General features: G+C 61.3%; 22 protein-coding genes. 11 read left to right on the top strand and 11 right to left on the bottom strand.

Annotated elements, in window-relative coordinates; all coding sequences use genetic code 11:
- The first annotated feature begins 131 nt into the window (after positions 1-131).
- The 7 genes from OSA81_01310 to OSA81_01280 all read left to right on the top strand — a co-directional run bounded on the left by OSA81_01310 (position 132) and on the right by OSA81_01280 (position 6,620).
- Positions 132-1,064, top strand: a complete 933-nt coding sequence (locus OSA81_01310) for a M23 family metallopeptidase (GenBank protein MDE0897631.1) — start codon at positions 132-134, stop codon at positions 1,062-1,064.
- 115 nt (positions 1,065-1,179) lie between these two features.
- Complete coding sequence (locus OSA81_01305) at positions 1,180-1,959, top strand: hypothetical protein (GenBank protein ID MDE0897630.1); 780 nt, start codon at positions 1,180-1,182, stop codon at positions 1,957-1,959.
- A 118-nt stretch (positions 1,960-2,077) separates the two neighbouring features.
- Positions 2,078-4,297 (top strand): 3-hydroxyacyl-CoA dehydrogenase NAD-binding domain-containing protein, encoded by a 2,220-nt coding sequence (locus tag OSA81_01300; GenBank protein MDE0897629.1) that lies wholly within the window; start codon positions 2,078-2,080, stop codon positions 4,295-4,297.
- Entirely contained in the window at positions 4,294-4,905 is a 612-nt protein-coding gene (locus OSA81_01295; protein MDE0897628.1) for a nucleotidyltransferase family protein, read from the top strand. The genes OSA81_01300 and OSA81_01295 overlap by 4 nt, the downstream gene beginning before the upstream one ends.
- The gene (locus OSA81_01290; protein MDE0897627.1) at positions 4,902-5,756 is read left to right on the top strand and encodes an XdhC family protein; all 855 of its coding nucleotides are present in this window, start codon (positions 4,902-4,904) and stop codon (positions 5,754-5,756) included. Before OSA81_01295 ends, OSA81_01290 begins: the two co-directional genes overlap by 4 nt.
- Complete coding sequence (locus OSA81_01285; protein ID MDE0897626.1) at positions 5,753-6,091, top strand: XdhC family protein; 339 nt, start codon at positions 5,753-5,755, stop codon at positions 6,089-6,091. Before OSA81_01290 ends, OSA81_01285 begins: the two co-directional genes overlap by 4 nt.
- On the top strand, positions 6,063-6,620 hold the full coding sequence (locus tag OSA81_01280) for a DUF402 domain-containing protein (GenBank protein ID MDE0897625.1): 558 nt from the start codon (positions 6,063-6,065) through the stop codon (positions 6,618-6,620). Before OSA81_01285 ends, OSA81_01280 begins: the two co-directional genes overlap by 29 nt.
- On the opposite strand, the gene OSA81_01275 is transcribed toward OSA81_01280, so the two are convergent.
- From OSA81_01275 to uvrA, 8 genes are all read right to left on the bottom strand, one after another.
- The gene (locus OSA81_01275) at positions 6,617-6,811 is read right to left on the bottom strand and encodes a hypothetical protein (protein ID MDE0897624.1); all 195 of its coding nucleotides are present in this window, start codon (positions 6,809-6,811) and stop codon (positions 6,617-6,619) included. The genes OSA81_01280 and OSA81_01275 overlap by 4 nt on opposite strands.
- The gene (locus OSA81_01270) at positions 6,808-7,299 is read right to left on the bottom strand and encodes a vitamin K epoxide reductase family protein (protein ID MDE0897623.1); all 492 of its coding nucleotides are present in this window, start codon (positions 7,297-7,299) and stop codon (positions 6,808-6,810) included. Before OSA81_01270 ends, OSA81_01275 begins: the two co-directional genes overlap by 4 nt.
- A 16-nt stretch (positions 7,300-7,315) precedes the next feature.
- On the bottom strand, positions 7,316-8,008 hold the full coding sequence (locus OSA81_01265) for a thioredoxin domain-containing protein (GenBank protein ID MDE0897622.1): 693 nt from the start codon (positions 8,006-8,008) through the stop codon (positions 7,316-7,318).
- A gap of 180 nt (positions 8,009-8,188) precedes the next feature.
- A complete protein-coding gene (locus OSA81_01260; GenBank protein ID MDE0897621.1) occupies positions 8,189-8,872 on the bottom strand; it encodes an HAD hydrolase-like protein in 684 nt (227 codons plus the stop codon).
- A 37-nt stretch (positions 8,873-8,909) separates the two neighbouring features.
- Positions 8,910-9,884, bottom strand: coding sequence for a threonine/serine dehydratase (locus tag OSA81_01255; GenBank protein ID MDE0897620.1), 975 nt, complete (start codon positions 9,882-9,884; stop codon positions 8,910-8,912).
- Complete coding sequence (gyrA, locus tag OSA81_01250; protein ID MDE0897619.1) at positions 9,881-12,481, bottom strand: DNA gyrase subunit A; 2,601 nt, start codon at positions 12,479-12,481, stop codon at positions 9,881-9,883. The genes OSA81_01255 and gyrA overlap by 4 nt, the downstream gene beginning before the upstream one ends.
- Before the next feature lie 214 nt (positions 12,482-12,695).
- A complete protein-coding gene (locus OSA81_01245) occupies positions 12,696-13,712 on the bottom strand; it encodes a glycosyltransferase (GenBank protein MDE0897618.1) in 1,017 nt (338 codons plus the stop codon).
- A gap of 104 nt (positions 13,713-13,816) precedes the next feature.
- Entirely contained in the window at positions 13,817-16,654 is a 2,838-nt protein-coding gene (gene uvrA, locus OSA81_01240; protein MDE0897617.1) for an excinuclease ABC subunit UvrA, read from the bottom strand.
- A 650-nt stretch (positions 16,655-17,304) separates the two neighbouring features.
- Between uvrA and OSA81_01235 the strand changes: the two genes are divergently transcribed.
- Positions 17,305-19,113 carry an ABC transporter ATP-binding protein gene (locus OSA81_01235; GenBank protein MDE0897616.1) on the top strand — a complete coding sequence of 603 codons (1,809 nt, stop codon included), beginning with the start codon at positions 17,305-17,307 and terminating at the stop codon, positions 19,111-19,113.
- Here the strand turns inward: OSA81_01235 and OSA81_01230 are convergent.
- The 3 genes from OSA81_01230 to OSA81_01220 form a co-directional block, all read right to left on the bottom strand.
- Positions 19,110-20,612 carry a putative glycoside hydrolase gene (locus tag OSA81_01230; protein MDE0897615.1) on the bottom strand — a complete coding sequence of 501 codons (1,503 nt, stop codon included), beginning with the start codon at positions 20,610-20,612 and terminating at the stop codon, positions 19,110-19,112. The two genes, OSA81_01235 and OSA81_01230, sit on opposite strands and share 4 nt — an antisense overlap.
- 107 nt (positions 20,613-20,719) lie before the next feature.
- Entirely contained in the window at positions 20,720-21,058 is a 339-nt protein-coding gene (locus tag OSA81_01225; GenBank protein MDE0897614.1) for a rhodanese-like domain-containing protein, read from the bottom strand.
- Positions 21,055-22,437, bottom strand: coding sequence for a hypothetical protein (locus tag OSA81_01220; GenBank protein MDE0897613.1), 1,383 nt, complete (start codon positions 22,435-22,437; stop codon positions 21,055-21,057). The genes OSA81_01225 and OSA81_01220 overlap by 4 nt, the downstream gene beginning before the upstream one ends.
- On the opposite strand from OSA81_01220, the gene OSA81_01215 reads away from it, so the two are divergent.
- From OSA81_01215 to OSA81_01205, 3 genes are all read left to right on the top strand, one after another.
- A complete protein-coding gene (locus OSA81_01215) occupies positions 22,436-22,642 on the top strand; it encodes a hypothetical protein (protein ID MDE0897612.1) in 207 nt (68 codons plus the stop codon). The two genes, OSA81_01220 and OSA81_01215, sit on opposite strands and share 2 nt — an antisense overlap.
- Positions 22,643-22,748: 106 nt before the next feature.
- Positions 22,749-23,648 (top strand): SPFH domain-containing protein, encoded by a 900-nt coding sequence (locus tag OSA81_01210; GenBank protein MDE0897611.1) that lies wholly within the window; start codon positions 22,749-22,751, stop codon positions 23,646-23,648.
- A gap of 33 nt (positions 23,649-23,681) precedes the next feature.
- Positions 23,682-24,749: an aminopeptidase gene (locus OSA81_01205; GenBank protein MDE0897610.1), complete on the top strand. Its 1,068-nt coding sequence runs from the start codon at positions 23,682-23,684 to the stop codon at positions 24,747-24,749.
- Positions 24,750-24,837: the final 88 nt, after the last annotated feature.

Below are 24,837 nucleotides of genomic sequence, written 5' to 3'. Positions count from 1 at the left end.
CGAAGGCCCCCTAGCTTTAACTGCTAAGCATCTGGCAGGTCCATTGAGCATTTTTGATGGGTCGGCTTCGCACCTCCCCCTGAGCGTGCAGTCGTCTGTAGTTCAAACGTTCGTGGATAAAAGGCGGAATCATGGCCGGAGACAGGTGGACCTTCCTCGTTATGCGAGGACAGGATGACCCGGTCCAACAATATTCGTTGTCGACACGCACCCTAAGAGCGGGTGTGTGGGCGTTAGGGATGGCCGCTATCGCGGTTGTCGCGAGCACGTTGATTTTGGGTACGAGTTCTGTCACACGCGTGAAGTCACAGAACCTCGAGACACGCAATGATGCCCTGGAAACCGAATTGGCCGAGTTCCAGGAGCGCATCCAAACACTGGGATCGACACTGGATCGAGTGGCGTCGAATGACGCACAGTTTCGCATTCTCGCGGGCCTCAAAATCATCGACCCTGATGTTCTGGAAGCTGGCGTAGGAGGGCCGGGACTCGGTCTCCCAGAGACATCGCCTCTATGGACAGTGGACTCGGTCACCACGAAGTCCATCTTCGCAACCTCGTACGACCTGAGCGCCCTCGAGCGTCGAGCGCAGCTCCTTTCAGAAAGTCTGGTGGAGGCAATGGATTCCCTCCTGGCTCATCGTGACCAGCTGGAATCGACACCCTCGATTCTCCCGACACGCGGATGGCTGAGCAGCGGCTTCTCGAAGGCGCGCATACACCCCGTACACAATCGTCCGCTCCCTCATCAGGGAATCGACGTATCCGCACCGACCGGCACTCCGATCTTCGCCTCAGCAAAGGGTCGCGTCATTCAGTCAGGCTGGGTCGTCGGGTACGGACTCACGGTAGAAGTAGACCATGGCTTTGGCTTTACCACGCTCTACGGGCACGCCTCGAAGTTGATCGTGGCGGTCGGAGACGAGGTGACCCGAGGCGATGTGATCGCTCAAGTTGGTAGCACCGGTACGGCAACAGCCCCAAACCTCCACTACGAGGTGAAGATGAACGGCGTGGCACAGGATCCGTCACTGTTTATCCTTCCGGATTACATCCGCAACTGACGGCTCGCCATAGCGTACCCCATGAGTAGGTACCGTCTGAGGTTGATCACCATTTTCAGCCCTACTACCTTGGAGCGCTTCGTGTTCAAAGTTTGACAACTGTTGGAGTTTGTTTATGAGAAGGAATCTACCGCTCGCCCTGAGCCTGCTACTGGCAACCGCTGCGTGCGGACCAGCAGAGGTCGTGGTCACGATGGAGCTCGATCTCCCGAATCTTGACGGAGAAGGCACATCGGCACGCGCCCTGCCCGACATCGAAGTGCAACTGATCCCGTTCGATCGAGATGTGGTCTTCGGAGAGATGGCTACCCTGTACGGAACGCCCGAGCCAGAGATTCCTCAGGAACTCCTTGAGCGCCGCAGCCAAGTCCAGACAGCACAGGCCGAGTGGGATGAGGCCAACCGCCGCTGGGCGACGATTCGGGACACGCTGCAACAGTTGAACAAAGCTATGGAAGGCTACTCACGCGGTGAGGCCGCATACGTGGCTCTGTTCCGCGAGTGGCAGGACTGGGACAGTGAGTACGGCGCAGCCGAGACTGAGGTCGAGCAGACCTTCGACGATTTCGACTCGCTTCAGCAGGGAACGATTCGAGCTTCCGACTCTGTGCGAATCATTCAGGAGCAGTGGGGCGACGAGGCCTTCGCCGACATCGGCACCGTCTTCGCTACTAAGCAATCGGTCACGGGGCTCGACTGGGTCGTAGACACGACCGATGCGAGCGGTGTGGCCCGCGGCGGCCTGAACGTGAAGCCCGGTGCCTACTGGGTGTACGCGCGTTACGAGACTGCTTACACCGAGCTGTACTGGAACCTGCCGATCGTGGTCGAAGGCGGCGAACCGCTCACGGTCAAGCTGAATCGGTCGAACGCTGACGAGCGCGTTAAGCTTTAGACCAAGCCGGAAACAGGGGCTTCAGCCGCCCGGGCGCCTTCAGTGCGCCCGGGCGGCTTCCTTTTGCGCCTCGGTTGCCTATTGTGGTGACGATGCAGCCCCTCGCACACGAGCCGCGATGACACACAGCGCGACCCCAACCTTCGAGATCGACTCCTCCCAGGTCGGTTGGATCACGTTCGACGACCCCGACCGTTTGATGAACGTCCTGACCGAGTCAGTGATGCTTCGGCTCGGAGAGTTGATCGACGAGGCGCGTGGCGCGGCCCGTGAAGGGCGACTCGTGGCGTTGATCGTGCGAAGCGGAAAACCGGACTCGTGCATCGCCGGAGCCGACATCGAGATCATCGGTAGCGTCGAAGACCCCGAAGCGGCCGAGCGAGCCATTCGGATCGGGCAGTCGATCTACGATGACCTCGCAGCCCTCACGGTTCCGACAATTGCGGCGATTCATGGCGTGTGCGTCGGTGGAGGAGTCGAACTGTCGCTCGCGTGCGGGTACCGGGTCCTGTCGGATGCCAAGAAGACGAAGATGGGTCTGCCTGAGGTCCAGCTGGGCATCCTCCCGGCGTGGGGCGGTACAACGCGCCTGCCCCGCCTGATCGGGCTCCAGGCCGCTCTCGACTTGTTGCTGACTGGCAAGCGCATCGACGCCTCCAAGGCGAAGCGTATTGGCCTGGCATCAGAAGTGTTCCCGGCAGGACTGTTCGAGGACAAAGCGAGGGCCTTCGCCCTCGGCGTGGTCCAGAACCCGGATCGTGGCGCGACGGGCAAACGACCGCTTCTGACCCGATTCCTCGACGAAACCGCTCTCGGGCGGCGAATCGTGCTCCGTACGGCACACAAAAAGGTCCTCGCGACGACCGGAGGCCACTACCCTGCCCCACTGCGGATTCTCGATATCCTCCGAGACCACATGGGTGGCCCGATTGAGGCCAGCCTCCTGGCCGAAGCAAAGGCCGCGGCTGAGCTCCTCGTGGCTCCAGTGTGTAAGAACCTCGTTCACGTGTTTCACATGCGTGAAGCCGCCCGAAAGGGCGACGGTGTAACTCACAGGGATGACACGTCCTCGACACCAACGACGAGCGCGACTCCTGGTCTGGAGCCCCCGTTGGTCGACGAGATCGGTGTCCTCGGGGCCGGAGTCATGGGTGGGGGCATCGCCCAGCTTGGTGCATCGAGAGGCATCCGTGTGTTCATGAAGGACATCGATCACGCCGCGGTGACAGGTGGCCTTCGGCACGCGAAGTCGCTCTTCGACAAGTCCGTGAAGCGGCGGCGACTGAGTCGTCGAGAGGCAGCGCAACAACTAGAACTCATTTCCGGGGGCCTCGAATACCATGGTCTCTCGAATGCAGGCTTGGTGATCGAAGCCATCGTAGAAAAGATGGCCGTGAAGAAGGCGGTGCTTCAAGAAATGGAGGTGCACATTTCGGAGCGGTGTGTCCTCGCCACCAATACGTCATCTCTTTCCGTGACCGAGATGGCCGACGCGCTGGATCACCCAGAGCGCTTCTGTGGCATGCATTTCTTCAATCCGGTGCACAGGATGCCGCTCGTCGAGGTCATTCGCGGTCCGAAGACCTCGGACGAGGCCGTACGCCTCGTGTATCGACTCGCGGTTCGCCTCGGCAAGGTCCCTGTCGTGGTTGGCGATGGACCCGGCTTCCTGGTGAATCGAATTCTGGGGCCGTACCTGAACGAAGCCGGATACCTGCTCGCTGACACAGGTTCGATCGAGACGATCGACCGGGTGGCCCTGGAGTTCGGCATGCCGATGGGCCCGCTCCGTCTCATCGACGAGGTTGGCATCGACGTATCGAGTCACGCCGGAGCATCTCTTTACGCCGGCCTCGGCGAACGTTTTGAGCCCGCGCCGATGTTGATCGCTCTCGGCAACACCGGACGTCTGGGGAAAAAGGGTGGCTCCGGCCTCTACACCTATGAGAATGGTGTCGCGAAGGGCGTCGACAATGGCGTCTTCGCAGAACTCGGAATGACGGCCCGAGAGCCCGAACAGACGAGCGGTGCGGATGCCGCCATCCGTCGACGGCTCGTCTTGTCGATGGTAAACGAAGCCGCACGAATTCTGGAGGACGGAATTGTTACTGCCGCCTATGACATCGATCTGGCCATGATCATGGGAACAGGGTTCCCTCCCTTCCGCGGTGGCCTCCTGCGTTTCGCCGACACGCTGCATCCGCGGGGTGTGCTCGATCAGCTGCAGGAACTTCATCGGGAGTTCGGAGCCCGCTTCGAGCCTGCCCCAGTCCTGGTCCGACTCGCTGCCGAAGATAGAGCATTCTACGAGGCGTTCCCGGGTGCGAGCGCCACGTGAATCCACTTCGGTTCGCGGGTGTAGTGCCGGCTTCCGGGGTCTCTCGCCGGATGGGATCTCCGAAGGCCGCACTCATGCTCGGCGACTCCAGCTTTCTGGAGCGCGCGGTCCGGGCGCTTCGCGACGGCGGCTGTGACCCCGTTTATGTGATCGTCGACGAGACTGACGTCCTCGTCATGAGGGAGGCGGAACGAACCGGAGCCACGGTCGTAAGAAATCCGGACCCAGGCGAGGGCCCGATCACTTCCCTCAGGCTCGCCATTAGAGCCGCTTCGCCGGAAACCGATGGGATTGCTTACCTGCCACTCGACTATCCGCTCGTCGAGGCCCAGACGGTCTCACGACTGATCGATGCGGCCGTTGAGTCCGACGCGCCTCTTACACTGCCCGTCCATGGCGCGAAGCGGGGGCATCCTGCGCTCTTCCGACGCAGGCTCTTCGACGAACTCGTCGACCCGGCACTAGAGGGCGGAGCACGGATCGTCGTTCATCGATACCTCGACCGGGCGCGAATCGTGGACTGGCCTGATGCCACTGTGATCACGGATGTCGACACACCCGCCGACTACGAACTGCTCCGATCCAACGGAAATGATCAGGCCCCATGAGCGCGATCTCCGCAGCTGAAGTCTCGGCGTCTCTTCTCTCCGCTGCGGAGCAAGGGCGCACCGCTGTCGGCGTTACCGTCGTCGCGTGTGATCATGCTCACCTACTCGGGCGACGACGACTGCAAGGCGACATCGAGGTTGGCGACCTTGGCACACCACCGCTGAACGAAGATGCCAGCGCACTCATGTCCGCTGCTCGGTCGGATCTGCGTGTCCAGGATGGCTTGCGCACCGTCGAGGTCGAAGGGCTCGGCATCGTCGAGCTGTATCTGGAGGTGCGTCGACCAATCAAGGAGCTACTGGTTGTCGGGGCCGGCCACATCGCTCAACCGATGGCCCACATCGGCGCACTGCTCGGGTACCGTGTGATCGTGCTCGACGACCGGCCGGACTTCGCAACGCGGGAGCGGTTCCCTGACGCGGATCGTCTGGTACGTGCCGACTTCTCAGACCCGTTCGCCGACGTCGTCCTCCATGAGCGCTCTCACCTATTGCTCGTGACCAGAGGCCACAAATACGACTACGAGTGCCTGATTCGGGCGCTCCGGACCGATCCGGCGCCGGCATACATTGGGATGATCGGCAGTCGACGTCGAGTGCGGGCTACCTATGTGCAACTCATCGACGAGGGCGTCGAGCGCCACCTGATCGATCGGATTCACGCTCCGGTCGGTCTCGACATCGGGGCAGAGACACCCGAAGAAATCGCAGTCGCGGTGGCGGCAGAGCTGATCATGCTCGATCGTGGCGGTACGGGGCTCCCGCTAAAGGGAGTCGAGCGAGTCGCTGAGCGATTTTTTGACGCGCCTGAGCCGACGAGCACGGATGACGATGAACAGGACGATTCATGACGCACGAAGATGATCGCACGCTCGCGGGGGCGCTGGCAGAAGCGAGCGCTGCAGGGCGCTCGTGCGTGCTTGCGACCATCGTGAGCACACGGGGATCTACTCCGCGGAAGGTAGGCGCCCGGATGCTGGTCGATCCGGAGAACGGCCTCACGGGAACGGTCGGCGGTGGATGTGGTGAGGCAGAGGTCATCGAGTCAGCCTATCGCGTGCTCGACTCTGGGGCGTCTGAACGTGTGCGCGTCGACCTCACCGAAGATTTCACGACGTGGAGCCCCGCGGTATGTGGCGGCGTGATGGACGTGTTCGTTGAGCGAATCGCCACCGAACGTGCCTGAACACCCCCTGATCGCGATTCACTATCGCCGTCCGCCTGACCGTCTTCGTGTCTACGTGCAGCAAGTCGTGCACGAGCAGGACGACGTCATTGTCACCGTGTCGGAACCCCTGGAACTGGAACAACCGGTGCAGGTGAACGGGGAGATCGTGCTTGAAACAGGCTCCCGCGCTGTGTGGTTCACCTTCCCGGATATGTGGCACGACATCGGTCGATTCCACCGTGCCGACGGATCATTTACCGGAGTGTACGCGAACATTCTGACCCCGCCCGTGATCGACGGGCCCATCTGGCACACGACCGATCTCTGGCTGGACGTCTGGGTGTCGCCAACCGATGTGAGCGAACTGCTCGACGAAGACGAATTTCTGGAAGGCGTTGCCCAGAAGCACATCGACCAGGAGACGGCGGATCGCGCGCGTTGGGAGGCCGAGCAGATCATCGGACGGCACCGACGGGGGCTATGGCCACCGCCGATCGTGGCTGATTGGACGCTCGAGCGCGTCCTTAAGGAACTTTCTGCTCCCTAGTCTTCGATGCGAGCGGAGACCAGTCGACCGACGTCCACGAAGAGCTTCTTCATGACATCGGTGTCCTCGAGGAAGCAGTCGATCAGCCGATCGTATCGATCAGCCGATGCGGCTGGAATTTCGACGGTCTCATGGTGGTATTCACCGTCATCTACAAAGAGAAGTCGAACCTTCACGGTGCAGTCACTCACGAAGTGCCTCCGCGCAGTCGCGGTATTTCAGGAAGCGAGGCTAGGAAGATAAGCGTGATCAGAATCGCTGAGATCACGCAGTACTGGCACCACGCGTTGATGACGAACGCCTCGAGGTAGGTGAGCCAGCCAGAGAAGACGACCCCTCCTCCAGATCCAGTCAACAGCAACCCACCAATCAGAGCGGAATCACGGTGGGCCGGTTGTAGCCCGACGAAGCTCAGAGCCAAAACGACGATGTACCCGAACACGCCGATGGACGAAACGGGTATCGGCCCAATGGTGGCATACTCGGACGACTGAACGGTCGCGCAGTCACCCACACCGCAAACTATGGGGCCGGTGAGTCCCGCGTTGTGCGCCCAGAGGTAGAGCGCCACGCACAAGCCGATGAGTGCCAGAATCGCGATGACCATTCGATTCGTGGGCGGAGCCACAACGCCCCCGACCGGGTCAGTCGGCGACGTTTCGCTCGCGAGATCTGTCACGCCTGAACCCAGTTGATCAGTTCGTGCCTTCCGTGCCAGTCATGTTCGCGATTTCCTGTTGAATGCTCTCGAAATCGAACCGGCTCAGTCGACGGGTCTGACCATTGAAGTTGATGAAGATGCTTGGCGTACCGCTGACACCCATGCGCGTACCCAGCTCCATGTTCGCGGTAACGACGTCCGCGTATTTGTCGCTACTCAGGCACGCGGAGAAATCGCCGCCGTCCAGCCCTACGTCACTCGCATAGTCCTCGAAGGCACTCGACGGCATGGATGCCGTCGCCCATCGAGCCTGATGCCTGAAGAGCGTCTCGTGATACTCCCAATACTTGTCCTGGTCCTCCGCGCAGCGCGCCGCACGGGCAGCGAGGAAAGCGTTGGGGTGAATCGAGACGATGGGAAAGTCATAGAAAACGAACTTCGCTTGACCAGACGCGACGATCGTACCGTCAAGCTGTGGCTTCACGGAAAGCGCGAATGATCCGCATCCAGGGCACTGAAAGTCACCGAACTCGACGATCGTCACAGGGGCATCCGCGTCACCCTTCTCGACGCCCTGCGCGAGCTCTACGAGCGCTTCGTCGTTCCCAAGGTCGAGCTCGATCGGCGCAGAAACTGCGCTACCGAACATGCCGTTCCCTACGTTGTACGCCACGGCGCCGATGCCGATCACGGCCACCGCTGCGAAGAGGTAGTAGAACTTCTTCATTTCGGACTCGGTTTCCCGCGCCTGTCGTCGATCTTCGCCTCTGGACACGTCTCGTTCTCCCTTAAGAGGTCTCGTAGCAATCGAGCCTCAGTGTTTTGTCACGCCACTCTCCAGAGTGGCAGTGATACAGCTGTCAAACATTCGTTTAGGTGAGGAAAATATTTCCGTCACCTCATTCGATCAAGCAATCAGTAGTTCGACCACCCGCTCCGTGTCACTCATATTTTCAAGTAAGTGATCCGGTTCGTGCGTTGCAAGCTCTGCAATCGTGAAGCCTCCAGTCGCCACCGCGAGAGTGCGGGTGCCCCCCGCCCGACCACACTGAACGTCCTTCGGCGTGTCTCCAACGACCACAGCATGCTCCGCAGCCACTCGCTCTCCCCACAAGTCGCGGGCTCGCTGAATTGCGATTGCCGGAAGCTCGTCCCGCTCGGCGTGGTCAGATCCATAGCTGCCGAAGGTGAACCGCTCCCATAGACCACCAGAGCTAAGCTTCAGCCGCGCCCCACCGACCACGTTTCCCGTCAGCAGACCAACACCAACGTCGTCGACATCGTCCAGGGCATCGAGCAGCTCGGGAACGCCAGGCAGCACGGTGACCGGGTCGGCGGGCAGGCGCGCTTCGAGATTGACGAGGTATCGCTCGAACAACAGGTCGAGTCCATCGAGGATCTGTGTGTGGCCGATCCCGGCTCCGGCCAAGAGTTCCCGTGCGATCTGAGGGTCGGTCTTCCCCGCAAAACTCACGCGTTCGAAGTCCCCAGGCATGCCATATGTCTCCACCATGGCATCCACGAAGGAGTGTTTGGCAGGTCCGCCGCGGATCAGCGTACCGTCGATATCGAAGAGAATGATGCGGCGCATTTGCGGCCGGTCGTGTGAGAGGGAGACCGAAGCCCGATCAGGTCAGGCTGGCGAGGATGGACGGGTCTAGGTTCCCACCGCTAATCACTGCCGCCACGCGACCGCCCTTCACGTCGACCTTCCCGGACAGGAGCGCAGCGGTCGTTGCTGCGCCGCTGTATTCGACTATGAGCTTGTGACGTCCGACGAGGACTTCAGTCGCGGCTCGAATCGCCTCATCGTCGACCAGGACGACATCATCAATGAGGTCACGAGCATGCTCGAAGGTGAGCTCCCCGGCGATCACAGGGGCCAGACCATCGGCGATGGTGTCGATCTCGTGGAGGAGTGTCGGAGAGCCGTTGTCGAGCGCATTGCGCATCGATGCCGCCCCTACTGGCTCGACACCGATCACCTTGGCCGACGGTAACATCCGCTTCACTGCAGCGGCGACACCACTCGCGAGGCCCCCTCCTCCGATCGGCGCCAAGACAATATCGACGTCCGCCCAGTCGCGAGCGATCTCTAAGCCAACCGTGCCCTGTCCGGCAATTATGTGACGGTGATCGAACGGTGGAATGACCACCAGGTCTTCGCGCTCAGCGATCTCCTCGGCCCGAGCTCGACGTTCGACTGAAGTCGTCCCCTCAAACACCACCTCTGCTCCGAGTCGCTCCGCTCCATCACGCTTCACCTTCGGGGCGGTGGTCGGCATCACGACGACCACGCGAAGTCCCCTGAGCTTTCCAGCCAGAGCCACAGCCTGGGCATGGTTTCCAGACGAGTAGGTGATAATGCCAGCACTTACCTGATCATCGGAGAGCTGCGAGATGAAATTGAAAGCGCCACGAATCTTGAACGACCCTGCACGCTGCAGGTTCTCGCACTTGAGACGAACCTGAGCTCCGATGCGCTCCGAGATGACGTCGGCAGGGATCAGAGGAGTCGGCACGATGATACCCGCAAGGCGTCGTGAAGCCGCCTTGATCTCGGTCAGCCCAACGAGCCCCTCGCCCTGAACGACGCCGCTCATGACTCGTCGGTGTCTTCGTTACTCGCCTCCGATTCAGGATCACCATCGTCGGGTGCTGCGGCCGAATCAGCTTGGTCATTCACCGGGGCGACTGTCTCGTCGGCTTCGATCGATCCGCCCTCGCCGTCGAGCTCCTCATCGTGTCCGTCGTCGATGACCACGCGGGCCACGTCTACAACGACGTCACCGTCGTCCAGATTCATCAGCTTCACGCCTTGAGTCGCTCGGCCGATTACGCGGATCGCTGAAACGTGCTGGCGATTCACAACACCCTTCTTCGTGATCATCATCAGCTGTTCACCTTCGTCCACGGCACGTACCGCTACCACCTCACCGGTCTTCTCGGAGACCTTAAGATTGATGACTCCGGACCCGCCGCGCTTCTGGTGGCGGTACTGGGAAAGCTCGGTACGCTTGCCGAGTCCATGCTCGGACACGGCCAGAATAGTCGAGTCCTCGCGCGCGACAACCATCCCGACGACCTCATCTCCTTCCTTGAGCCTGAGTCCGCGAACACCGCCCGTCGCACGTCCCATCGGCCGCGCGTCAGCTTCGTTGAAGCGGATGGCCATGCCTTTTCGACTCGCGATGAGGATCTCGTCTCCGTCCGACGTGACGCGCACCTCAATCAACTCATCGCCTTCCATGATGTTGATCGCGTTGAGCCCCACGGTGCGCACGTTCCCATACGCGGACAGTGCCGTCTTCTTCACCACACCCAGGCGAGTGCCGAAAATGAGGTACCGGTCCTCGCTGAACTCACGCACCGGGACGACCGCCGCGATCCGCTCATCCGGACCGAGGTTCAGAAGGTTCACGATCGGCTTTCCACGTGAAATACGACTGCCGACCGGGATCTCCCAAACCTTCTTCCAGTAGCACTGGCCCCGACGCGTGAAGATCATCACGTAGTCGTGGGTCGACGCGACGAAGAGATGCTCGACCCAATCTTCGGCCTTGGTGTCCATCCCTCGGAGGCCCCGCCCACCTCTGCGCTGGGCCCGATAGGTGTGGACCGGAAGACGCTTCACGTATCCCTGATGAGATACGGTCACGACCATGTCTTCCTCGACGATCAGATCTTCGACGTTGAAGGCCCCGATCGCATGGACAATCTCGCTCCTGCGGTCGTCACCGTATTTCGCTGAGACCTCTTCGAGCTCGTCATTGAGGATGCCCATCCGGACCTCCTCCGAACCCAGGATCCTCTGAAGCTCGGTGATGACCGCCTGGACCTCCGCCAGCTCCTCTTCGAGCTTCTCGATTTCGAGGCCGGTAAGCCTCGCGAGTCGCATGTCCAGGATCGCCTTGGCCTGCCGTTCGGACAGCTCGAAGCTCTCCTGCAACTCGGAGGAGGCGGTTTCCGTGTCCTTGGACCCTCGGATGACCTTGATGACCTCGTCGATGTTATCGACGGCGATCTTGAGGCCTTCGAGAATGTGCTCGCGATCCTGCGCTTTCCGGAGATCGAACTCGCTCCGCTTGACGATGACGACGAGTCGATGGGTGATGAAGTGCAGGAGCATTTCCCGCAGCCCCATGACCTTTGGCTCGCCATCGACAAGCGCCAACATGTTGGCGCCGAACGTCGACTGCATCTGCGTGTGCTTGTACAGTCGATTCAGCACGATTTCCGGCACGGAGTCACGCTTGAGCTCGATTACGATACGCATACCGTCGCGATCGGACTCGTCCCGCATGTCGCGAATGTCGGTGAGTTTCTTGTCGCGGACGAGCTGTGCGATCTGCTCGATGAGGCGCGACTTGTTCACCATGAACGGGATCTCGGTCACAACGATCCGCTCGGAGTTCGCGTCGATCTGTTCGATCTCTGCACGAGCGCGCATGACCACCCGACCGCGGCCCGTGCGGTATGCGTCTCGGATCCCTTCGGTCCCGCAGATGAACCCGCCGGTCGGGAAATCTGGCCCGGTAACGATCGACTCCAACTCTTCCTGAGGGAGGTCCGGGTCCACGATCAGCGCCGTAGTGGCGTTGACGATCTCACGGAGATTATGGGGCGGAATGTTCGTCGCCATTCCAACGGCGATACCTGACGAGCCGTTGATGAGCAGGTTTGGAACTCGGGCCGGCAGGACCGTCGGCTCCTGGTGGCTGCCATCGAAATTTTCTGCGAAGCGGACAGTCTCTTTCTCGATGTCTGCCAGCAGTTCGGTGGCCAACGGTTTGAGGCGCGCTTCCGTGTACCGATACGCCGCTGCTGAATCTCCGTCGACAGAACCGAAATTTCCCTGTCCATCGACCAGCGGATAGCGCAGGGAGAAGTCCTGCACCATGCGCACCATAGAGTCGTAAACCGCGGAGTCACCATGGGGATGGTACTTACCGAGCACTTCACCGACGACCGTCGCAGACTTCCTGTAGGCGCGCCCCGGGCTCAGGCCCGCCTGGCTCATCGCATACAGAATGCGTCGGTGGACCGGCTTCAGGCCGTCGCGCACATCGGGGAGGGCTCGCTGGACGATTACGCTCATCGAGTAGTCGATGAACGACTCTCTCATTTCGTCTTCGAGCAGGCGGGCCAGGACAGTCTGTCCCCCCCCTTCACTACCTCCGAGCTCGAGCTCGTCACTCATACGCACACACTTCCGGTCGTGGCTTGCGGCAGGGTCTCCCGGGCGGCAAAAAGCGCAGCGCCGGGAGGGTTTTTAAGACCATAAAAAATAACCCCGTCCCCACCCTTGACCAACCCGCGAAAAGCCTTTTCCCACAACGGTTTTCTGCAGATCGCAGACGCATCACGGAACCCTCGATGAAATGCGGCATGCGAAACCGAACGAGAACGACGGATCAGGCCACCGCGACGAAGTCTTGAAGGACGCTCAGGCCCGCGCCTCGCAGCTGCTCGAGAATGCGCTCGCGGGCTCCAACCTGGCCGACCGCCGCGAGGTGCAAGGGCATTCCTTCAGCCCCTGAATCCGCGTACCGACTGAGTGTTTCGTCTGGTGAAAGCACCGGGGCACCATGAATCTCTTGACCGATTTTCCTTGGGTCGAGTTCCACGAAGGCTTCCACCGAGGTCCCCTCCGCCTGCAGGGCCCGGGCCATCGTCTTCCCTACCGGCCCCGCTCCCCAGATCACAACCGGGCGTCCTCTGGCGAGCAGCGTCTCCCGCAGGTAGTGGACCTTGCAGCGCAGAAATGCGGACGGCGCGTACCGACCGTCTGTCCTGGAAAGGCGCTCGGGTCGCTCGCGCCAATAATGTAGAGCGCTCGGAACCTTTCCGAGCCTGTGGCCAGCCTCCCAGAGCCTCAGCACCAGATCGTAATCCTCGGGCCACCCTCGATCGACGTAGCCACCCACACCCTCGACAACATTGGATCGCAAGAAGAATGTCGGATGTGCGAGTGGGCATTCGACGAAAATCGAAGCCGCGATCTGCTCCGGGCTCACGAGGGCGTTGAGCCAGGCCTCGTAGCGGCGAGCGCCATCACGGACGACCTCCGGTGGAAAGTACTCGACATCACACCCGCAGCCGGCGAGTCCGGGAGAAAGCTCCATGAGGTCGAACTGGATCGCGAGGCGGTCGGGGTGGGCAATGTCATCGGCGTCCATTCGGGCCAGATACCGTCCCCTCGCGATCGATCGGCCGTGCTCGAGGGCCGCCACGATCCCCAACGGCGCCTGCCTCAGCACCGTGACCCTCGTGTCGCGTTCGCCCCAGGCCACGATGGCATCTCTTGTTTCATTGCTCGACCCGTCATCGACCAGAACGATCTCGAAGTCATCGAGCGTCTGGGCGAGCATCGACTCCATCGCCGACGCGAGCAGCTCTGACTCATCCCGGACCGGCATCAAGACGCTCACGCTCGGATCGCTGAGGCTCATGGATTGCCAAGGGGAGGGTAAAAGTTGAGAAGGCAGCTCGAGGACGACCGCCTAGAGAGTGAGTACATGAAAGAGCGGGGTGCCTAGAGGCGCCCAGCCACCTCAAGTATCGCCTCGGCGAGATATCGCCCGGTATGGCTCTCCGGAATGCTCGCAATCGTCTCCGGTCTACCCATACCGACGACCTGACCTCCTCGGGCGCCGGCACCCGGACCTAGGTCGATCACCCAGTCCGCTAGACGGATGACGTCGAGGTTGTGCTCGATCACGAGAACCGTGTTGCCCGCGTCGACGAGACGTCCGAGCACCTCGAGGAGCTTTCGGACGTCTTCTCCGGCCAAACCCGTCGTCGGTTCATCGAGGATGTAGAGCTTCCGGCCTTTCTTCCCAGACACCCGTGCGAATTCCCGCGCGATCTTCAGTCGCTGAGACTCTCCTCCAGAGAGCGTCGTCGCCGGCTGGCCGAGGCGGAGATAGCCGAGTCCTACCTGCTGAAGCTGCCAGAGCGTCTTCCCTAGCTTCCGCTCACGGATGAAAAAGCGGATCGCTTGGTCGACAGTGAGTTCGAGAACCTCAGCGACATTCTTGCCACGCACTTTCACATCGAGGACCTCGCGCTTGTATCGACGGCCGCCGCATCCGGCGCACGGCACGTAGACATCGGCCATGAAGATCATTTCGACCTCCACAGCCCCTGCCCCTTTGCACTCCTCGCATCGCCCACCCTCGACGTTGAAGCTGAAGTGCCCGGGCCCGTACCCGCGATCGTGAGATAAGGGCGTCTGAGCGAAGAGCTTCCGCACAGTATCCCAAGCCTTCACATACGTGACCGGATTCGACCTTGGCGTCCGACCAATGGGCGATTGGTCGACCAGCACGACTTCGTCGACGTGGACCAGCCCCTGGAGCGAGTCGTAGGCACCGACCACCTCACCGAGATGCTCCTTCGCACTCGTCTCGCCAGAGCCCAGCTCGCGCTCCGCGGCCCGGTACAGCACGTCGTGGATCAGTGTCGATTTTCCCGAGCCCGACACCCCGGTGACCACCGTCATGGTGCCCAGAGGAATTTCGATATCGACGCCCTGAAGGTTGTGCTGCCGCGCACCAAGCAGCGTGAGCGCTCGTCCTCCGACGTCCCGAGCTTTGCCCGGCAAGATAGGCTCCTTCCCAGACAGGTACCGGCCGGTCACGGTGTCCTGCCCCTCCAGTTCCGCAGGAGAACCCTCGAAGACGATCTGTCCACCATGCTCGCCAGACGCCGGCCCCAATTCGACTACGTGGTCGGCCACGCGGATTGCCAGCGCGTCGTGCTCTACGACGACTACCGTGTTTCCAGCCTCGCGAAGTTGGCCGAGGAGGTCGAGGAGTGCGCTGGTATCCCGCGGGTGCAGCCCAACGGTTGGCTCATCGAGGACGTACAACGTGTCGACCAGTGCCGAGCCGAGTGAGTTTGCGAGGTTGATGCGCTGTGCCTCGCCCCCGGACAACGAGCGCATCTGGCGACTGAGCGAGAGATACCCGAGTCCGACGTCTACTAGGAAGCCAACTCGAGCGGTGAGCTCGCGCAAGATGGTCGCGGCGATCTGCGCTTCCATATCGGACAACTCGAGCGAGGCCAGCCATGGCTGAAGGTCCTCGAGCGGCAGATCGGAGACATCGGCGATACTACGATCGCCCACGTGCACATAGAGCGCTTGAGCACAAATGCGAGCGCCGCGGCACTCCCGACAGATCTTGGGAGCCTGGTACTTCCGCAAAAATACGCGAATATACTGCTTGTATCGTTTGTTCTCCTTCGAGACCAGGAAGGGAATGACGCCCTTGAAGCCTTTCGTGCCGTAGAGAATCTGCTCTTGAAATTTCGATGGAAGATCCTGCCACGCAGAGTGTAGTGATACGTCCGCCTCCGTAGCGAAGGCTCGCAATTTTTCTCTCTCCTTCTTGTACCTCGGGGCGGCCCAAGGGTCTACCGCCCCATCTGATATCGACCGCATCTCGTTGGGGATCACGAGCTCAGGGTCGTAATCCAGCGTCGCGCCGAAGCCCGTGCACAGCGAGCAGGTACCGTACGGGTTGTTGAACGAGAAGAGCTGCGGAGTCGGATCCAGGAACGCGACGTCCGGGTGATCGGGGCATCGGAAGTGTTCGGTGAACCGAAGCCTGTCGGGCATGTCAGGTTCCGGGTCGGCGACAAGAACAAGCGCCTCCCCATCTCCCTCGATGAAACAGGTGCCGAGTGAGTCCGCGAGTCGCTCCGACTCATTCGGATCAATCTTGAGGCGATCAACGACCACGAGGAGTTCATTGGACACGGCGACGTCTCGCCCAAGAGTCTCGGGAGTGTCCGTCTCGGGGTCAGACAAGTCAACCGAGTCACCGTCGACGAGGAGTCGGACAAATCCCATCGCGCGCAGGTTCGCCACAACGAGTTCGTGCTTGATCGACTCGCTGCGGGGCAACGGAAAGGCCACGGAAACTCTGGTCCCCGAGGAGAGCACCTGCGTTCGGTCCACCGCAGATGTCACGGTATCCGGCTGCACATGCCGACCGCACTCGGGACAGTGGGATCGCCCCACCCTCGACCAAAGCAGTCTCAGGTAGTCGTATACCTCGGTTGCAGTTCCGACCGTTGATCGACTCGACTTGGTCGGATTCTTCTGCTCGATGGCAACGGCCGGTGAGATCCCTTCGACCGAGTCGACATCAGGTTTCTCCATCCGTTCCAAAAATTGTTTGGCGTAAGTGGAAAGAGACTCCACATATCGCCTCTGTCCCTCTGCGAAGAGGGTGTCGAGCGCGAGCGAACTCTTGCCGGACCCTGAGGGCCCAGTGATAACGGTGAGGCTTCGCCTGGGAAGATCGAGGTTGATCCCCTTCAGGTTGTGTTGGCGGGCGCCACGGATTCGAATCGGCTCGTTCATGGAGACATGATAAACGATGCGGCCAGATGTCGTGTGAAGGGCGCCCAGCTCGGGCGTATGGCTTGACGGTCATCGCAGTACCAGCCAAGCGTCCACTGCGGCGGAGAGCGAACGCATTCGACTCGCTTCCGCGGCCAAGACCTCGGGTCCGTAGCCGGACACGGAGTAGTACCGCTGACGTTCGGTGTCTCCTTGTCCCGATAGATCCGATACTCCCCCCTGTCCGGTTCGTGTGACGGCACAAGCTCCTCCTGCCATCATCGCATGTCGATCGGCTCAAGCCATGCCCTCATCCGCCAAGTGCCGGATATAGCGACACAGATCCCCGAGTTCGATCCGGATCCCGCCGCGACTCCTCGACTCGATCTCCTTCACGATCCCGTACCCGTGCAGGTCACCATCAGTGAGAACCAGAAGAATGTGGTACTCGGCGGACCTGTTCGATGGCGTGTGCGGGAGATCGTGAGAGAAAGGCCCTCACCAGAAACTATGATTTTTGTGCGTATATACTCATGATGATCACACACAGGCGCGAGGGTATCTCGCAGGGCCAAACAGCTCCATCTTCCCGGACCGGCGCATCTCCGTCCGGGTAACCGCAGCGCTCATACTTTTGACCGAAATCACCATCCGAGGACCCGCCAACCCGTATGGCTGACGCCGCGAGCTTTCAGGAAGAAGAGACACTCGGTAAGGCATACGACTCACGCCTCATGCGGCGCCTCATTCAGTATCTGCGGCCATACTGGAAGCATGTAAGTCTGGCACTGCTAATCCTGCTTCTGGGCTCCGCCATGGCGATTGCCGGGCCGTGGATTAGTCGGCTCGTCATCGACGAAGCGATCGAAAATCAGGACCGGTCGCTGCTGGCCGTTCTCGTCTGGGCCTACCTCGCGACGGTCGTCGTCGGATTCGGTCTCGAATACGCTCGCGCCTTGGTGACGACATGGCTCGGCCAGTCGGTCATGTACGACCTGCGCACGGAGATCTTCGCGAAGCTGCAGCAGCTCGACCTGAAGTTTTACGATCGAAATCCGATCGGCCGCCTCATGACGCGCATCACGAACGACGTCGAGACCTTGAATACGCTCTTCAGTTCAGGCCTCGTGACCGTCTTCGGAGACATCTTCACGCTGCTGTTCATCTTCAGCGCGATGCTACTCATGGATTGGCGACTGTCGCTGGTGACCTTCAGCGTCCTGCCCTTCGTCTTCTTCGCTGCGTTCCTCTTCCGCGCGAAGGTCCGCTCAGCGTATCGGGACATCCGGGTACGGATCGCCCACATCAATGCATTCCTTCAGGAACGCATCACGGGGATGCGCGTGGTACAGCTGTTCAATCGGGAGAAGGCCGACGCGGCGCGGCTAGCCGAGTTGAACGACAGCCACCTGCAGGCACACCTGAAGTCGATCACGTACTACGCACTCTTTTTCCCCGTCATCCAGCTGTTCACCGCAATCGCTCTGGCGCTGATCATCTGGTATGGCGGCGGTCGCGTCATCGCGGAGACCACAACCGTCGGTGTCATCACCGCCTTCCTGCTCTACGTCCGTCGCTTCTTTCGACCTATTCAGGATCTGTCCGAAAAATACAACCTCCTCCAGGCGGCGATGGCCTCCTCAGAGCGGGTCTTCCAGCTCCTCGATGGAGACATCTCCGTCATCGATCCGGTCGACCCGACACCCCTGCCCGTGCAGGGACCTGGAGAGATTCGTTTCGAGTCTGTCTGGTTCGCGTATGGGGACGACGGGGAAGGCGAGCCCGACTGGGTACTCGAAGACGTAACCTTCACGGTCGCCCCGGGTGAAAAAGTGGCAATCGTCGGACACACCGGGGCCGGGAAGACGACGCTGATCAACGTGCTGATGCGCTTTTATGATGTGCAGAAGGGGCGAATACTCCTGGACGGCATCCCGATTGATCAGGTCGTGTTGAAGGACCTGCGTGAGCGTATCGGGCTGGTCCTGCAGGACGTATTCCTGTTCAGTCAGGACGTCGCCTACAACATTCGGCTCGGATCTTCCGACATAGACCAGGAACGAATCGAGGCTGCGGCAGAGCGGGTCGGCGCATCGCGCTTCATCGAGCGACTCGAGCATGGATACGACCAGCCACTCGGAGAACGAGGGTCGACGCTCTCGGTTGGAGAACGGCAGCTGGTAAGCTTCGCAAGGGCGCTCGCTTTCGATCCGGACATTCTGGTGCTCGACGAAGCAACGTCGTCAGTGGACTCCGAACTCGAGGAGCGCATCGAGATCGCGACTGACGAACTTCTCGGCGGCCGCACGTCCCTCGTGATCGCGCATCGACTCTCTACGATCCAGAACGCCGACCGCATCATCGTGATGCATCATGGACGGGTTCATGAAGAGGGGAGTCACGGAGCCCTGCTCCAAGCGGGCGGACTCTATGCACGTATCCACGAACTCCAGTTCGCCGTGATGGGCGCTTCGGCCTAGCGGCGCGTCCTTGCGAAGAGCGTGTCGGTGACGACGGCGTCGATCGTGTCGACTGGGACGTCATCGACCACGGCACTAACCGTCGTCGCGGTGTCGGTGTGGAGCGCTGCGACGGAATCCATGACCTCGTAGCGACGCGAGACCGGGGTCAGCACACCCGCCACACGAACGAGTGGGTCGATCGCGAACCCCGTCACCGGCTCAAGCGCCGAAATGGTGTAACGAGTCGAAGCATTCCAGAGGATCCATTCCTGAATCCCGATATCATAGGTCGCCTGGATCTGAGCACGCACCTCGGGGGCACCATAGATCGGCTGCCCAAGCGAGAAGTCCTGCAGCCATGGACGTGTCATCCCCGCACCATCGACGCGCGCAGAACGACGGAGCGCATCACGAAGAGCGGCCAAGACGATCTCATACGGGTACGCGTTCGGCTTGTCGTAGCCGAAGCTGTCCTCCCAGTAGTGGCTCGGGTACACCATGGGGAGAGCCACATCGACGACGTCGATAAATGTCTCCCAAAGCTGACCAATGCCGATATCCCGACGGAATGACGTCGTAACGCCGAACACATCCGCCGTGGTCCGGACTGGCAGATCGGACAGCTCCTCACGCGCGTAGGACAGGAAGCCCCGGATCGCGTCCACACGCTCCATGTCCTCACTGCCCTCGAACACCGCGCGATTCATGTCGGACTGGGGCGCATCGGGAAAACGGATGTAGTCCCACTGGATCTCGGGGAACCCCATCTCGGTGACCTCACGCGCGAGGGCCACGTTGTATTCCCAGAGTCCGCGTGAGTATGGATTCATCCAGATGGTCTCTTTGCGGTCCACCCAGATACCCCCGGCTGTGTCCTGCACAGCGAACTCAGGACGTCCAGCAGAGAGGATCGGGTCCTTCACGACAACGATCCGAGCAATCGGATAGATGCCCTCTGCTTCGAGACGATCGAGCAGAGCCGGCAGGTCACGGATCCGGCGCTCTTGATCCGCGCCGATCTCCAAAGCGAGCGGCACCGTGGTCTCGTGGCTGATGTACCCGGTCGCATCCTTTATGTCGATGACCAGCGAGTTGATCTCAGTCTCGCGCGCAACGTCGAGTATCTCGGTCATGCGCTTGTTCGACCCGGACGCCCACGCATTCATGTAGAGTCCGCGTACATGCTGGGGGCGGGGGAACCGGGCGTCCGGGAAATCCTCCACCACGAGCGGTCGCGTGTGGATCATGGGGGCCGACGCGTCGGTGTCCATTTGGGGCCGGGAGTATGGTCGCGGACCCGACAGGCCTGTGCTAGCTGCCTCGCTCTGGTCTCCGGAGCTGGCACCTTCCTCACCGTTCTCCCTGCGATCAACTCTTGAGTCCGCCGTATCGGCAAGCGCGGCCTCACTTGCCGCCATGTCACCGGTTGCTGCGACTTGGCCACTAACCGCCACAACACCATCGACGGGTTCACCGCCGCCGAGCGATGCTGTCTCAGGCAGCTCAATCTCCGACATCGGCCACTCCTCACCTGGCTCATCCGGTGAGCCAGTGCAGGCGGTGATTCCAGCCAGAGCGGTCGCTAGGAAAGCGAGGAGCAGAGGGTGTGAAGGGAAACGCACGATCAGTATGCCCTCAACGTCGGATCCACTTCGGCACGCCATCCAAGAACACCGCCCGCGAGATTCAAGACGCGCTGATATCCCTGCTGCGCCAGAATGGCTGCCGCCCAGGCGCTGCGCCCACCGCTCCGGCAGTAAACGACGATCTCACTGTCCGTCGACAGTTCGCCAAACCGAGCCGAGAATTCACCGGTCGGGATCCGGAGCTGTCCGTGGTCCGGGAGATCAGTGATCTCGACCTCGAACGCATCGCGCACGTCCACGAGAACCGGGACATCACCGGCATCCAGTCGAGCTTTGAGCTCGGTGGGTGTGATTTCAGCTACCGCGAAGTCATTCATGCGTTCGAGTCAAAGTCAGAGAGGGGTGCGATCAGACCATCAAGAAGCTCAGCTATGCGGCCTGCCGCACCGAGGTGCACATCAATATACCGACGGGACAACCGTCCCGTGCGATCACATTCTGCTTCATCGGTCAGCCAGTTCTGGACCTCGCGCGCGAGTGCATTTGCATCCCGTGCAATCTTCGCGCCGCCCACGGTGACGAGGTCCGCCGCCGCCCGTGCGTTGTGGTGCTGCGGCCCGAAGACGATCGGCGTCGCGGCCGCCGCGGGCTCGAGCACAGAGTGCAGTCCATCTCCGCGGAATCCACCTCCGACGTACGACACGGCGCCCACGGCGTAGAGATGTCCGAGCACTCCGACGCGATCGACCACCACCGCGTCGATGCCCTCCGCAGACCCGTCGGCCTCCACTCGGCCCAATGTCTCCGCTCGCCACCCATCGCGGCGCAACTCACTCAGGAGTGACGCGACGCGACTCTCGGTGGGTTCGTGCGGTGCAATGATCGTTCGCAGTGTGGCGACCTCCGTCCTGACCATCTTCAGAGCGGGCAGGAGCACCGCCTCGTCTGCGGGCCAGGTTGAGCCAGCCACGACCACGGGTCTCGGATCATCCTGCAGCGGAGTGAGCCAGTCGGCGGCCTCAGGAGCAGCCTCGAAGCGACTTGCAGCCGAATCCACCCCGGGGTCACCGGTCGCGGTCACAGACTTGTCGGGGACGCCTAGCTCCCGCAGACCTCGGGAGTCCGCTTCGGTGTTCGCGCACCCCAAACTGAGACATGCCCACGTGGATTCCATCCACTTCCGGACTGGCTTGCGCATCCTTCCCGCGCCCGGTGGGACGGATGCCCCCACAATGGCAACCGGCACACCAAGGGCGGAAGCCTCAGCGGTGAGAATCGGCCAGACTTCGGTCTTCGTGAACACCAGCAGGTCGGGCTCAACCGCATCAAGCACGGCCGCCGAAGGAGACTGAAGATCCCACGGCAGGTACGTCGCGACCTCTGCACCCATCGTCCGCGCCAACTCTTCGGCAGAGGACGAGAAAAATGTGTAGACGATCTGGACGTCCGGAATGCGCTCACGAAGAGCCTCGATGACGGCTCGAGCCTGTAACCCTTCCCCCACACTCGGGGCGTGGAACCAGACGACGGGCCGGTCTCGGTCACGCACGGTCATGCCCCAGGTAGCGAGCAGTTCGTGCGCGTGGCGTCGGCCAGCCATCCCACGGGCCAGCTTCGAATCGCCTGCGGTCAGAAGCGGGGACACGAGCCGAAGCGACCCGACCGCTAGGCGGTACGGAAGGCTCACGTGAGACGGAGGGCGAAGTTCATGGGCGGAGGATAGGTCCTCGGACGAGCCATCGGTAGATTCCCGCATGCACTACCAGATCACGGTACGATACGGGGGCGCACACCAGCGCTATCACACGCTGGTCGTCGAGGCGGACGATGCCTCCACCGCGCTTCGAATGACCGCAGACCAGATGCCCCCGGAAATTGCGCCGGAAGTCGACCTCGTCGAACTCCGAATCGCAGTGAACCCGGAGCGCCGAAACTATATGGGTGAAGAAGAACCGGGGTGACCCAACCAGCCCCAACGCCCTCGTCCGACCTACATAGAAGAAATCCGGGACGGTGCCCGTATTTCAATCGAATCACACCATCCCCCTCAAACGAGGAGTATCTCACATGGGCTCGATCTTTCTTGCCATCCTAGTGATTCTCATCGGCGCAACGATCCGGGCCGTCGGGCCGTCAACCGCCCAGCCGGGCGCAGAAGGCGCCGCAAAGGTTGCCGGCTATGCCTTCATGGCAGCGGGTTTAGCACTCGCGCTCAGTAACACACTCACCGTGATCTCTGTCGGTGAAGTGGGGGTCGAGCACTTCCTCGGAACGGTGGAAGAACGACCACTCGAGGAGGGCGTCCATTTCGTGAATCCTCTGGCGAGCATCGAGAAGATGTCGATTCGCGAACAGAGCTTCCCCGAGGGCGGAGGAGTCGAAGTCATCGAGGCGCAGACGAGTGAGCAGCTCAACGTCACGCTCGAAGTCTCGATCCTGTTCAAGCTGGATGGAGCCGTCGCCCCCGATCTCTTCTCGCGGCTGGGGAGCGAGCGAAGTATCAAGTCGAGCATCGTGCTGAACGCCATGCGGAACGGTGTCCGTGACGCAGTGGCGACGAAGTCGATCAACGAAATCTTTTCACCAAATCGGCGACTGGTTGCGGTTGACATGATGAACGAGATCCAGGCCAAGGCCGGTGACCGCATCGAGGTCGTCGAGGTCTTTGTTCGTGACGTGCAGGCGCCGGCCCGTGTCCGCGAGGCGATCGAGGCCAAGCTCGAGAGAGAGCAGGAGGTCGAGCAGGAGCGCTTCCAGACGGAGATCATTCAGGAGCGCGCGCAACAGGCGATCGAGGAGGCAAAGGGTCTGGCGGAGGCTCAGAAGATCATTTCTGAGGGCCTGACTCCCGCGTACCTGACCTTCCACTACATCGAGCGGCTGGCCACGCTCCCACCTGGGTCTGTCGTCTACGTCCCGACGGAGGGCGGCGTTCCGCTCATGCGCCCGATCGGCGGCGGGAACTGACAGTCGCCACGCTGACCTGACCGGCGAGACGTCATGACTCGAAAACGCACCATTCGCACCCTGCTCGCCGTCACCGCACTGGTGATGGCGGCCGGGTGCATGGCGTGCTCCCCGGTTTACGTGGTGAAGGCCGGTATCGCCGAAGTCGGAATCCTCAGGGCGAGGCAACCGATTCATGCGATTCTGAATGACTCGACCGTCGATGCGGGCACGCGTGGGAAGCTCGCCTACGTGGTCGAGGCCCGACGATTCGCGGCGGAAGAACTGGGGATCGATGTCGGTGACTCCTACACGATGTTCACCCAACTCGACCGTGACACGCTCGCGATGGTCGTATCAGCCGCGTACAAGGACCGGCTCGTCCCGAAAACCTGGTGGTTCCCCATCGTAGGGCACGTGCCCTACAAAGGGCACTTCTCGCTTCAAGGCGCGCTCGACGAACAGGCGGGGCTCGATGCGGAAGGCTACGACACATGGGTTCGGCCCACGGCGGCCTTCAGCACGCTGGGCTGGTTCAACGACCCGGTTCTGTCGACCTCACTCCGGACCGATGACGTCGAGGTGGTGGCAACCGTCATCCACGAGCTGTCTCATCAGCATCTTTTCGTGCCCGGCCACGTGAGTTTCAACGAGAGCTTCGCGACCTTCGTCGGGCGGGTCGGCGCAGCTCGATTTTTCTGCTCTCGGGAAGGGAGTGGACCAGACTCCATCAAATGTGTCAGGGCCCTCGCTCGCTGGCGAGACCATCAGATATTCAGCGTCTATCTGGACACTTTTGTCGAGAATCTCAAAGGTGTATACGACGATTCCTCGCTCTCATTCGACGAGAAGGTCGCCCAACGGGAGATGATTTTCGCGGAAGCCCTCACGACCTTCGATGCCGAGGTCTCACCCCAGTTCGAAGCCCTGACCTTCGGTGGCTTCAGAAACACGCCCTTGAATAACGCGACCCTGATGTCACGCATCCGCTACTACAACAAGCTGCCTGCGTTCGACGCATTTCTCGCGTCCCACGGAGGCGACCTCGTCGCCGCACTGGACGACCTCAAGGCCCGCGCCGGCACGGTCGACGACCCATTCGATCTGCTGCCGCCCATGTGATATCGCAGGGCACCGACTCCCCCCGGACCGGAAGCTGCCATGCCTGCGCACTGCATCACATACTGCGGAGGCCAGAATTACGCGCGCC

Source organism: Longimicrobiales bacterium (genome assembly GCA_028823235.1).
GTDB lineage: Bacteria > Gemmatimonadota > Gemmatimonadetes > Longimicrobiales > Gaopeijiaceae > UBA2589.
This window is presented reverse-complemented; position numbering and strand designations above follow the sequence as displayed.